This window comes from Streptomyces sp. 351MFTsu5.1 (genome assembly GCF_000383655.1).
Taxonomy (GTDB): Bacteria; Actinomycetota; Actinomycetes; order Streptomycetales; family Streptomycetaceae; genus Streptomyces; species Streptomyces griseorubiginosus.
The window spans coordinates 154,498-165,466 of the sequence record NZ_KB911797.1 but is presented as its reverse complement, the minus strand read 5'-3'; the positions used below and the strand labels follow the sequence as shown (position 1 = coordinate 165,466).

The following is a 10,969-nucleotide window of genomic DNA, read 5'->3' as shown; positions in this document are numbered from 1 at the left end:
CACGCACCGCCGAGTCGTACAGCTCGGGGACCTCCTCCAGGGTGCGGGCGACCTTCAGGCCGCGTCCGCCACCGCCGAAGGCCGCCTTGATCGCGATCGGCAGGCCGTGCTCCTGGGCGAAGGCCACGACCTCCTCGGCGCCGGAGACCGGGTCGGAGGTGCCGGCCACCAGCGGGGCCCCGGCGCGCTGGGCGATGTGCCGGGCGGCCACCTTGTCACCCAGGTCACGGATCGCCTGCGGCGGCGGGCCGATCCAGATCAGACCCGCGTCCAGGACCGCCTGCGCGAACTCGGCGTTCTCCGAGAGGAACCCGTACCCCGGATGGACCGCGTCCGCGCCCGCCTCACGCGCGGCCCCCAACACCTTCCCGATATCGAGATAGCTGGTGGCCGGAGTGTCACCGCCCAGGGCGAACGCCTCATCCGCGGCGCGGACATGCAGAGCGTCCCGGTCCGGGTCGGCGTACACGGCCACGCTCGCGATACCGGCATCCCGGCAGGCCCGGGCCACGCGGACAGCGATTTCGCCACGGTTGGCGATGAGCACCTTGCGCACGATGCCTCACTTCTGCAGAGAGAACGGATACGTGGGCCAGCCTCCCCAGGCGCCACTTCAGCGTTCAAGACAGCCCGCTACAAACCTTCGTGAACCGGCGCGGCCGGTGCCGTGATCGAGCGGGTGCCGGTGCCGGCCTGGAGAGGGGCGCCGGTGCCGTCGTGGAGGCGGGTGCCTCCACGACGCGGTTCAACAGGAGCGCGTGCTCACCAGGCGTACGCCTCGGGCGCGGGCCTGGCCCCGTTCGGGCCGGGCGGGGGGAACAGCTCGTCCAGCCGGGCCAGCGTGGTGTCGTCGAGGCGGACCGTCAGTGCGCGCAGCGAGCCGTCGAGCTGCTCGACGGTGCGTGGTCCGATGATGGGCCCGGTCACGCCCTCCTGGGCCAGCAGCCACGCCAGTCCGACGTGCGCCGGGTCCTCCCCGATGTCGGCGCACAGCTTCTCGTAGGCCTCGACGGTGTCGCGGTGCTGGGCGAGCACGCCGACGGAGCGCCCTGTGCTGCCCCGGGAGGAACCGCCCTCCTTCTGCTTGCGCAGGACACCGCTGAGCACTCCGCCGTGCAGCGGCCCCCAGGGGATCAGGCCCAGTCCGTAGTGCCGGGCCGCGGGCAGCACCTCCAGCTCGACCCAGCGGGTCATCAGGTTGTACATCGACTGTTCACTGACCAGTCCGAGGAAGTGCCGTGAGCGAGCGGCCTCCTGGGCCTGCGCGATGTGCCAGCCGGCGAAGTTGGAGGACCCGAAGTAGAGGACCTTGCCCTGCTGCCGCAGGACGCTGAAGGCCTCCCAGATCTCCTCCCACGGCGTGTCCCGGTCGATGTGGTGCATCTGGTACACGTCGATGTGGTCGGTACCGAGCCGCTTGAGCGAGTCCTCGCAGGCGCGCCGGATGTTCAGCGCGGAAAGGAACGACTCGTTGGGCCATCCACCCGTGGGCAGATAGACCTTGGTGGCCAGCACGGTCCTCTCACGGCGGCCGCCGCCCTCGGCGAACCACCGGCCGATGATCCCCTCGGTCGAGGTCTCCCCCGGTCGGGTGCCGTAGACGTTCGCCGTGTCGAAGAAGTTGATGCCGTGCTCATGGGCACGGTTCATGATCGCGTGGCTGTCGGCCTCGGACGTCTGGGTCCCGAAGTTCATCGTGCCGAGCACGAGTCGGGACACGGACAGTCCGCTGCGGCCGAGCCTGGTGTATTCCATGGGTGCCATTCCTTGGGACGGTGCTGAATCGGTGGGGGGGTGAGAGGAGCGGGGAACGCGGGATCAGCCTGGGTACCACTCCCGCAGCCGGGCGAGGTCGGCCTGCCCGGACCGGTCGGGCGTCCGGCCCAGGTCGGACCAGACCGCCGTGCTGTCGAACCAGTGGTCGGTGGCGAGCATGTCCAGCGCGTGCGTGGCACCCGCCTGCCCCGTCACCAGCTCCCTGGCCCGGTCGGTCCCCAGGTCCCGCGTCGGCGGCGGCTGCACCATGCAGCCGGCCACGGCCCGGAGCAGCGCGGACGCCGTGACCGGGGTGGGATATGCGGCGTGATAGACGGACGAGGTCAGTCCGGATGCCGGGGCGAGCCCCAACTCCACGAGCAGCACGGCCAGTGCGGAGACCCCGATGACGGAGTGCTCGGTGTGCCACCGGGTCGGGACGGCGGAAAGGACCTCCAGCAGCCGGACCAGTCCGGGCACCACCCAGTCGTCGCCGCGTCCGTACACCAGGTGCGGGCGTACGACGATCCCGCCTGCAGCCAGGACGGCGTCCTCGGCCTCGACCCGCGTCCGGGACGTCGGAGAGCCCGGGGCGCGCACCGCCTCTCCGGGACGGGTGCCGCGGTAGGTGCCGCGTCCGTAGACGGAGGCAGTGCTGAGGTAGACGATCCGGGACACGCCCGCGCGACGCGCCTCGGCCACGAGGGCCGCGGTGCCCCGCGCATTGACGGCCTCGACGGTCTCGGGTGGGCCGCCGATCCGCGAGGCGCAGTGCAGCAGGACATCGACCCCGTCGCACAGTCCGCGCAGGGAGCCCGGTTCGGCCAGGTCCGCGCGGATGCCGCGGACCCCGCCGGCGCCCGGAGGTGTCGCCTGCCTGCGATGCGACACCAGGGTCAACTCCCCTGCGGCGCGGGCGGCTTCACGGGCCACATGGCTCCCGACGAAGCCGGCCGCGCCGGTGACAGCGATGTTCACCTGGTGCGGGTCCGCAGGGTGAGGCGGGCGGTGAAGACGGTCTGCCCGCACTGGAGCCCGCGCACCCGCACCTGTACGTCGCCGGTGTCGTCGACGCCGACCGGGTCCGCCTCGATGGAGCACGGCTCGTCGAGTTCGGCGTACCGGTCGAAGGAGCTGTCCACGTTCAGGACGAGAGCGTCGGGCATGCCGGTGGCGGCGTGCGCGGCCTGCCGGGCCGCCTCCAGGAGCACCATGCCGGGGACATGGTCGACCGGGTGGTCGAAGAAGATCGGGTGACCGCAGTCGACGCGCAGTTCCCAGCGGTTGCCGAAGCCACCCGTGGCCTCGGAGAGGACCACGTGGTCCGGGCTGGTACGACCGACCAGGGCCGGGTTTATCGGGAGGCCCGGAAGCCGGACCGCGCGGGTCGGGCGCTCCCCCCGCAGACGCTTGTAGACACCTGGGCCCGTGCAGTTGAAGGCCGCTCCGGCGGTCGCCAGGGCCACGCCGTCGACGGTCGCCGTCACGTCGTAGCGCATACCGGCGAGGACCTTGCCGCGGCGGACGACATCACGGCACACCGTGTGCAGTTCGACCTCAGTGGGAGCGGGCGTCGCAACGAACATGTCCCTCGTGGCGGTGAACCCTATGAACCGCATCAGGAACTGGTGCCCCAGGGGAACGTCGAACTCGGCGTGTGCGAGCAGTGAGCCGATCTGCCTGACCGACTCGATCAACAGCATCGGATCCTGGTAGCCGCCCGACTGGGCGAACAGAGCGTGCCCGCGCGGCCATTGGGCCCGCACGTCGAAGGTGTCGGCCTGAGCGGCCGGACGCCAACCGGTGAGCAGAACCTCGGAGACAGCGGCGCGGTGGACGTACTGGCGCGGGACGATCGTGGTCAGCCCCGAGTCTGCGTGGTCGAGCGTTGCGGTCATGCTGGTGAGCTCCCGTCTGTTTTTGAGCAGGGAGGAGCTGAGTGCTGCATGCTGCGCAGCGGCCCCCCGTTGACCAATCCATAAAATACAGACAGGTCTGTTGGGTAAATCAAGTAAAAACTTCGGCACATGCCTTCACAACCGCGCCCCGCCGCGATGTGGCGCGTGACACATCCTGTCCGTAATGGATGTATCACCCAACGACATCGAGTCAGCAGGCTACTTTGCCTGTTATTGCCAAAGATTACGGCAACGACCACCGGTCCGCGACCAGGTGAATCGGCCCGAACATATGCGGCAAAACCATTGTCTTGGCAGCTCAGACAGCACTTGGGCGCTACCACTCTCACCCCGCGAGCGCACATTGACAATCAGACAAGTCTGTTTGGTATCTTCCCGGAGTACCTGGATCTCCACTTGAACATCTGGCAGGGCGGTCAGGACGGCCCGAGTACAGGGGGAACAGATGAACCGGCAGGTAGCGGACCTACCCGAATCCCACACCGCGCGGCACCACACCGCGCCCCAGCCCACCCACCCGGGCGCCCCACGGGTGCACGTCCCCGTGGAACACCCGGCGCTGCGCATCCTGGTCGTCGAGAACGAGGAACGCTCCGCGAAGGCCCTGGTCCAGGACCTGATCCGACGCGGTTATCGCGCCGAGAGCGTGGCCACCGGGAGCCAGGCGCTCCAGGTCCACCACCAGGCCGACCTGATCCTGCTCGACCTCGACCTGACCGACCTCGACGGGTTGGAGGTCTGCCGGGGCATCCGGGCGACGAGCGACACCCCGATCATCGCCGTGACCGAACGCGGCAGCGAACTCGACCGCGTCCTCGGGCTCCAGGCCGGCTCGGACGACTACATGGTCAAGCCCTACGGCTTCCATGAACTGCTGGCCCGGATCGGCGCGGTGATGCGTCGGGTACGGCCCTCGCAGACGGCACGGACCATCGAGTACGGCCCGATGCGCATCGACGCGGTCACCCGCAAGGTCACCCTGCACGGCTGCCCGGTGGACCTCACCCGCAAGGAGTTCGACCTGCTGCACCTGCTGGCGATGCAGCCGGGTGCCGTCGTCTCACGGCGGCAGCTGATGACACAGGTCTGGGACGACGCCTGGTCGCACAAGGGCCGCACCATCGACACCCATGTCAGCAGCCTGCGCGGCAAGCTCGGCTCCAGCAACTGGATCGTCACGGTCCGGGGCGTCGGTTTCCGCCTGGGCAACCCTTGAGAAGAGACCGGGCGCCCGGCGCCGACACCCCTCGGCACCGGGCCCCGACCCGGTCCCGCGACGCGCTGACTCGCCGCCGGCCTTGCCATAGTATGCAGACAGGTCGGTACAATTTCATGGTCGAGCGAGCGCAAGGATCGAGTACATGGCAAAACAGGAACGCGGGACGCGATCGCGGCAAGCGATCCTGGAGGCCGCCGCCGAGGTGTTCGACCTGCGCGGCTTCGACGCCGCGAGCACGAACGAGATCCTTGCCCGCAGCGGCCTGACCCGTGGCGCCCTGTACCACCACTTCCCCTCCAAGGAAGCGATCGCCGTGGCGCTGCTCGAAGCGCACAGCGAGGCCCTCGTCGTCCCGGAGCACTCCACCCGCTTCCAGGCGATCATCGATCTGACCTTCGCCTTCGCCCAGCGGCTCCAGCACGACCCGGTCCTGCGGGCGAGTGTGCGGCTGGCCGTGGAGAAGACGTCTTTCCCGCGTCCGCTCAACACGCCTTACGACCAGTCCAGTGCCGCCATCCGGCAACTGCTGGAGCAGGCCCGCGCCCAGGGCGAGATCCTGCCCGGCCTCGACCTGGGTGAGGCCACCACCATGATCGTCGGGACGTTCACCGGCATGCAGGTGATGTCGCAGGTCTACACGGACCGCAAGGACCTGCCCGAGCGCATCACCACGATGTGGCGTCTCCTGCTCCCGGCCATGGTCGGCCCCGGCATGATCGGCAATCTGCGCATCACTCCGCCCCCGCCCCCGCCCTCCACCGACGCCGATCCGGCGTCCGCCGCGTAACACGGGCCGGGGAGCCTCCAGCGGAAGTCCTTGCCCGCCGACCCGGTCAGGAGTCGCCCCCCGACAGCCGGAGCCCCGGCGGTCGAGGGATGCATGAGTCCCGAAAGCCGCCGGGCCGCCCGGCTGCTGTCCGCAGCGGCCGGGCGGCCCGTCGCCAGGGGTCTGGCGGCGGCGCATCCCGCCGAAACCCGCCCCGGCCGGCCGCACCTGCCCCCGCCCACCGTCGCCCGAGGCCCGTCCGGCTTCACCGACCGACCCCCTAAGCAGGCTCGATACGCCCCGCGCGGGGCCCCGGGATCGTGCGCTTGGGCGGTTGCGACGGAAAGGGGTCCACGGGGGCGGCTCTCGTTCCCGGCCCCTCGCTCCCCTCGCCCGCGCCCGCCATGAGCGGCAGGACCCTGTCCCAGACGCGCCGGCCGCGCTCGGGGCTCCACCAGACCGCGTCGGCGTACCCGAGCGACTCCAGCCCCGCGGTGACCACGACGGCGAGGTCCGCCAGCACCTGACGCTCGGGACTGTCGGGGGCGTCGGCGAGGATGCGCTCGCGCAACCCGTCCAACGTCTCCTCCCGGAGTCGCGGTGGGTCGTCCGTGCCGTCGGCAGCCAACTTCAGTCCCGCACGGACCAGTTGGTCCTCCGCCAAGGCCTTGCCGAGGGCGATGCTGAAGCGCGCCGGCGCATCGGTTCCCGGCCCTTCGAAGCACTCCTCGGCCAGCGCGGCGACCCGCCCCCGAGCCTGGGCGTGGACCTCCGCCACCAACTCCGCGATGGACGAGAAGTGGTGATAGAGCGCGCCCCGGCTGACCCCGGCGGTGTTACAGATGTTGACCAGTCCGGCGTCGGTGATCCGCCCGTTCGCGACGAGTTCCACCGCGGCAGCCACAAGTGCCTGACGGGTCGACCGCGACCGCTTCTGCATCGCACATGCCCCTTGCTCAGTACGACTCGACAAAAAGAGAGGAGACGTCGTCCCGCCTCCTCTCCCCAAGAACCATACAACCATGTCTGTTTTCGAGAACAGTATCTGGGTGGATGCACATGGAGTTTGTCGTAGAACCGCCCCTCCATGGCACGACAAACAGGCCATTCCCCTGCAAGGTAACCCTGAAAACCTTCACAGGACCCGCCCTGCGTGACCGACTCGAAGCAGACAGTGCTGTTTGTTTCACTGACTCGCAGCCAATGAACGAGTCGCCCCACTGATTTCAGTCCTCAACGGTTCCTGACATGGCGTCAGTTCTGTAATCTGACAGAGCGTCAGTTATTAGCGCTGTCACACAGGAGCGGGCGGACCGATGCTTGGATCAACCCACGGCACCCTCACCACCGACTCCCGCCGGGCCCGGGTCATCGCGTGCGGCGAGCAACCCGGACCCGCCGTCCACGGCAGGCCCGCCGACGTCGACGACCTCGACGTCGGCGGCCGCCCGCTGTATACGGACGTCCCCGATCTGGACCGTTTCTTCCGGCCGGAGTCGGTCGCCGTGATCGGCGCCTCGGACGCCGAGGGGCGCCCGAACACCGGTGTCACCCGGCAGTTGATCGACTGGGCGGGACGGGTCGGGGCCCGGCTGCACCCGGTGCACCCGACCCGCCCGGCCGTCTTCGGCATCCCCTGCGTGACCTCCGTGGCCGACCTGCCCGAGCAGGTCGACCTGGCCGTCCTGCTGGTCGCGGACCCGCTGCCGGTGATCGAGCAACTGGCCGAGGCCAAGGTGAAGTTCGCGGTGGTCTTCGCCTCCGGCTTCGCCGAGACCGGCGAGCAGGGGGCGGCCGCGCAGGAACGGCTCGCGGCCGCCGTGGCCGAGTCCGGGATACGGCTGCTGGGCCCCAACACCAACCTGAACGCCTTCTCCTCCTTCCGCGAGGATCTCGAAGGACCCGGCATCGCCCTGATCACCCAGTCCGGCCACCAGGGCCGCCCGGTCTACGCCCTCCAGGAACTCGGCATCCGCCTCACCCACTGGGCGCCCACCGGCAACGAGGCCGACCTGGAGACCGCCGACTTCCTCTCCTGGTTCGCCGAGCGCCCCGAGGTCGGCGCGATCGCCTGTTACGTCGAGGGCCTCAAGGACGGCCGCTCCTTCCTGCTCGCCGCCGACCGGGCCGCCCGCCGCAAGGTCCCGGTGGTCGCGGTCAAGGTCGGCCGCACCGAGACCGGCGCCCGTACGGCCGCCTCCCACACCGGCAAACTCACCGGCGCCGACGCGGTGGTGGACGCGGCGATGCGGCAGTACGGCGTGATCCGCGTCGACGGCCTCGACGAACTCCAGGACACCGCCGCCCTGTTGGCCCGCGCGAGGCCGCCGCGCGCCGAAGGGGTCGTGGTGTACTCGATCTCCGGCGGCACCGGCGCCCACTTCGCCGACCTGGCGACCGAGGCGGGCCTGCACCTGCCCGCCCTCTCCGAGGCCAAGCAGGCCGAACTGCACCAGTGGATACCGGAGTTCCTGAGCGTCGCGAACCCGGTCGACAACGGCGGCCACCCGGTCGGCGACTGGCGCGGCCGGAAGATCATCGACGCGATCCTCGCCGACCCGTCGGTCGGGGTGCTGATCTGCCCGGTGACCGGGCCGTTCCCGCCGCTGAGCGACCGGCTGGTGCGGGACCTGGTGGACGCGGCCGAGCAGACCGACAAGCTGGTGTGCGTGGTGTGGGGCTCGCCCGTCGGCACCGAGCCGGCCTACCGCGAGGTCCTGCTCGGCTCCTCCCGGGTGGCCACCTTCCGCACGGTCGGCAACTGCATCACCGCGGTCCGCGCCTACCTCGACCACCACCGCTTCGTCAGCGGCTACCGCTCCCCCTTCGACGAGGCCCCGCGCACCCCCTCGCCCTCCTTCCGCAAGGCCCAGGCTCTGATGCGCCCGGGCCAGCAGCTCAGCGAGCACGCGGCGAAGCAGCTGCTGCGGGCGTACGGGATCCGGGTGCCGCGCGAGCAGCTGGTGACCAGCGCGGCGGCGGCCGTCCGGGCGGCGGGCCTGGTGGGCTACCCGGTCGTGATGAAGGCGTCCGGCGCCAGGATCGCCCACAAGACCGAGCTGGGCCTCGTGAAGATCGGGCTGACCTCCGCCAGCCAGGTACGGGACGCCTACCGCGAGTTGACCGACATCGCCCGCTACGAGGACGTGACTCTGGACGGTGTCCTGGTCTGCCAGATGGTCGAGCGGGGCGTCGAGATGGTCGTCGGGGCCGTGCACGACGAGCTGTTCGGGCCGACGGTGACGGTCGGGCTCGGCGGAGTACTGGTCGAGGTGCTGCGCGACACCGCCGTACGGGTGCCGCCCTTCGGGGAGGAGCAGGCCCGGGACATGCTGGCGGAGCTGCGCGGACGCGCCCTCCTCGACGGGGTGAGGGGACGGCCGCCGGCCGATCTGGACGCACTCGTGGAAGTGGTGCTGCGGGTGCAGCGGATGGTGGTGGAACTCGGGGACGAGCTCGCGGAACTCGACGTCAACCCGCTGATGGTGCTGCCCCGGGGGCAGGGCGCGGTGGCGCTGGACGCACTGGTGGTGTGCCGGTGAGCGAGGTGCTGCACGTCGTCGACGGCCAGGTCGCGTACCTCACCCTCAACCGCCCCGAGGCGCTCAACGCGCTGACGCCCGCCCAACGGGACCGTCTCGTCCGGCTGCTCGGCGAGGCGTCCGCGGACCCCGACGTCCGGGCCGTGGTCCTCACCGGCACCGGGCGGGGATTCTGCGCGGGGGCGGACCTGCGGGGCGGGGCGGCAGACGGCGAGCGGGTAGCCGGTGACGTGGCCCGGGTGATCCGCGAGGGCGCCCAGCGGCTCGTCGCCGCCGTCCTGGACTGCGAGAAGCCGGTGATCGCGGCGGTCAACGGCACGGCGGCCGGGCTGGGCGCCCACCTGGCCCTGGCCTGCGATCTCGTGCTGGCCGCCGAATCGGCCCGGTTCATCGAGGTGTTCGTGCGCCGGGGCCTGGTCCCCGACGGCGGCGGCGCCTACCTCCTGCCGCGTCTCGTCGGCCCCCGGCGGGCCAAGGAGCTGATGTTCTTCGGCGACGCGCTCTCCGCCCCGGACGCCGAACGGCTCGGCCTGGTCAACCGGGTCGTCCCGGACGGGGAGTTGGACAAGACGGCCCGCGAGTGGGCGGCCCGGCTCGCCGCCGGCCCCACCCGCGCCCTCGCCCTGACGAAACAGCTCGTCAACGCGTCCCTGGACAGCGACCGCGGCACCGCCTTCGCCGCCGAGGCCGCCGCACAGGAGATCAACATGACGACCGCCGACGCCAAGGAGGGCGTGGCGAGCTTCGTGGAGCGCAGAAGCCCCGAGTACCGGGGGCGGTGACGCTCAGGTGTTGAGGCTCAGGGGACCCGCCTGAGGATCCGCACGTCCGGCGCGTCCGGGTCCCCGAACGGCACGAACAGCTCGGGCGCGGCCTCCGTCCCGCCGATCCTCCAGTACGTCTGACGCCCACAGCCACCAGTGGGCCGTACGACGACACCGGGGCGCCCCTCGGGGCCGTCGGCGTAGGGGTCGTAGCCGCCCCTGGCGTCCCGCTGCCAGGTGCCGGTGCCGTCGCACACCACGAAGGCCGGGGCTTCCGACGGGTCGGCCGGCTCCGTCTCGGCGGGCAGGGCGGTGAGTTCGGCCTCGCCGCCGGGACGCAGGCGCAGCACCGCGCCGTCGCTGCCGTGCCATTCGCCGGCGAGCTGTGCGGCGGACAGCTTCGGCGGCTCGTACTCCTCGAGGATTCCCGTGACCGTGGCCAGCACCCCGCCGACGAACACCAGGAGGAACAGTCCGACGGAGGCGAAGAGCGAGGGCAGCCAGATGCCCCAGTAGCCGCGCGTCCGCCTGCGCAGCCACCCGAGGCCGAGCACCGGGAAGACACCGAGGACGGCGAAGAGCGGGGCCGTGGTGGTGAACGGCCAGTCCCACAGCAGCAGGGCGATCCCCGCCCAGATCAGGCCGAGCAGCGAGGTGAGAAGCAGGTGCCAGGCCCACACCGGTCCCCGCAGGCGCCCGGCGGCCCGGTGGGCGAGTGCCTCCGCCGGCAGCACCTGGACAAGGGCATGCGCGAGACCGAGGACCGGCAGGATCAGCGGGGCCACGACCAGGAGGCACGCCAGGGCGAACACGGCGAAGGCCCCGTAGGCGCCCGCGTACGCGTAGTCGTCGCCCAGCTGACCCCTGATCCACCAGCCCAGCCCGATCGCCGGAAACTGCGCCGCACACACCGCTGCGGCCTCGTTGAGCCGCTTGTTCCCCCACCCCATGGACGCAGCGTACGGGGGGCCGCTCGCGGGCCTGCCCCGCCCCTTCCTATCTGA

General features: G+C 71.0%; 10 protein-coding genes. 4 read left to right on the top strand and 6 right to left on the bottom strand.

The annotated features are described in order from the left end of the window. The 4 genes from H295_RS0137010 to H295_RS0136995 all read right to left on the bottom strand — a co-directional run. Window positions 1–556: biotin carboxylase N-terminal domain-containing protein (locus tag H295_RS0137010; RefSeq protein WP_028810094.1), on the bottom strand; the 556-nt coding region annotated here is incomplete at its 3' end. Between the two features lie 206 nt (window positions 557–762). Then, window positions 763–1,755: an aldo/keto reductase gene (locus H295_RS0137005; RefSeq protein WP_020140402.1), complete on the bottom strand. Its 993-nt coding sequence runs from the start codon at window positions 1,753–1,755 to the stop codon at window positions 763–765. Between the two features lie 63 nt (window positions 1,756–1,818). Beyond that, a complete protein-coding gene (locus H295_RS0137000; RefSeq protein ID WP_020140401.1) occupies window positions 1,819–2,733 on the bottom strand; it encodes an NAD-dependent epimerase/dehydratase family protein in 915 nt (304 codons plus the stop codon). After that, the gene (locus tag H295_RS0136995; protein ID WP_020140400.1) at window positions 2,730–3,653 is read right to left on the bottom strand and encodes a ScbA/BarX family gamma-butyrolactone biosynthesis protein; all 924 of its coding nucleotides are present in this window, start codon (window positions 3,651–3,653) and stop codon (window positions 2,730–2,732) included. Before H295_RS0136995 ends, H295_RS0137000 begins: the two co-directional genes overlap by 4 nt. 466 nt (window positions 3,654–4,119) lie before the next feature. On the opposite strand from H295_RS0136995, the gene H295_RS0136990 reads away from it, so the two are divergent. Both H295_RS0136990 and H295_RS0136985 read left to right on the top strand, forming a co-directional pair. Next, the gene (locus H295_RS0136990) at window positions 4,120–4,890 is read left to right on the top strand and encodes a response regulator transcription factor (RefSeq protein WP_020140399.1); all 771 of its coding nucleotides are present in this window, start codon (window positions 4,120–4,122) and stop codon (window positions 4,888–4,890) included. A 145-nt stretch (window positions 4,891–5,035) separates the two neighbouring features. Further along, a complete protein-coding gene (locus H295_RS0136985; protein ID WP_020140398.1) occupies window positions 5,036–5,680 on the top strand; it encodes a ScbR family autoregulator-binding transcription factor in 645 nt (214 codons plus the stop codon). A 259-nt stretch (window positions 5,681–5,939) separates the two neighbouring features. Here the strand turns inward: H295_RS0136985 and H295_RS0136980 are convergent, their stop codons facing one another. Continuing rightward, window positions 5,940–6,599: a TetR/AcrR family transcriptional regulator gene (locus H295_RS0136980; RefSeq protein WP_020140397.1), complete on the bottom strand. Its 660-nt coding sequence runs from the start codon at window positions 6,597–6,599 to the stop codon at window positions 5,940–5,942. A 376-nt stretch (window positions 6,600–6,975) separates the two neighbouring features. On the opposite strand from H295_RS0136980, the gene H295_RS0136975 reads away from it, so the two are divergent. Together H295_RS0136975 and H295_RS0136970 are read left to right on the top strand one after the other, a co-directional pair. Further along, the gene (locus H295_RS0136975; RefSeq protein ID WP_020140396.1) at window positions 6,976–9,201 is read left to right on the top strand and encodes an acetate--CoA ligase family protein; all 2,226 of its coding nucleotides are present in this window, start codon (window positions 6,976–6,978) and stop codon (window positions 9,199–9,201) included. Next, on the top strand, window positions 9,192–9,983 hold the full coding sequence (locus H295_RS0136970; RefSeq protein ID WP_020140395.1) for an enoyl-CoA hydratase/isomerase family protein: 792 nt from the start codon (window positions 9,192–9,194) through the stop codon (window positions 9,981–9,983). The genes H295_RS0136975 and H295_RS0136970 overlap by 10 nt, the downstream gene beginning before the upstream one ends. Window positions 9,984–10,000: 17 nt before the next feature. Here the strand turns inward: H295_RS0136970 and H295_RS0136965 are convergent, their stop codons facing one another. Next, entirely contained in the window at window positions 10,001–10,915 is a 915-nt protein-coding gene (locus H295_RS0136965; RefSeq protein WP_234021764.1) for a hypothetical protein, read from the bottom strand. Window positions 10,916–10,969 lie beyond the last annotated feature (54 nt).

What these genes read in the sequence shown, in the direction of transcription:
- H295_RS0137005 (WP_020140402.1), bottom strand. Translation starts at nt 1,755, where the DNA reads ATGGAATACACCAGGCTCGGCCGCAGCGGACTGTCCGTGTCCCGACTC.
- H295_RS0136995 (WP_020140400.1), bottom strand. Translation starts at nt 3,653, where the DNA reads ATGACCGCAACGCTCGACCACGCAGACTCGGGGCTGACCACGATCGTC.
- H295_RS0136990 (WP_020140399.1), top strand. Translation starts at nt 4,120, where the DNA reads ATGAACCGGCAGGTAGCGGACCTACCCGAATCCCACACCGCGCGGCAC.
- H295_RS0136985 (WP_020140398.1), top strand. Translation starts at nt 5,036, where the DNA reads ATGGCAAAACAGGAACGCGGGACGCGATCGCGGCAAGCGATCCTGGAG.
- H295_RS0136980 (WP_020140397.1), bottom strand. Translation starts at nt 6,599, where the DNA reads ATGCAGAAGCGGTCGCGGTCGACCCGTCAGGCACTTGTGGCTGCCGCG.
- H295_RS0136975 (WP_020140396.1), top strand. Translation starts at nt 6,976, where the DNA reads ATGCTTGGATCAACCCACGGCACCCTCACCACCGACTCCCGCCGGGCC.
- H295_RS0136965 (WP_234021764.1), bottom strand. Translation starts at nt 10,915, where the DNA reads ATGGGGTGGGGGAACAAGCGGCTCAACGAGGCCGCAGCGGTGTGTGCG.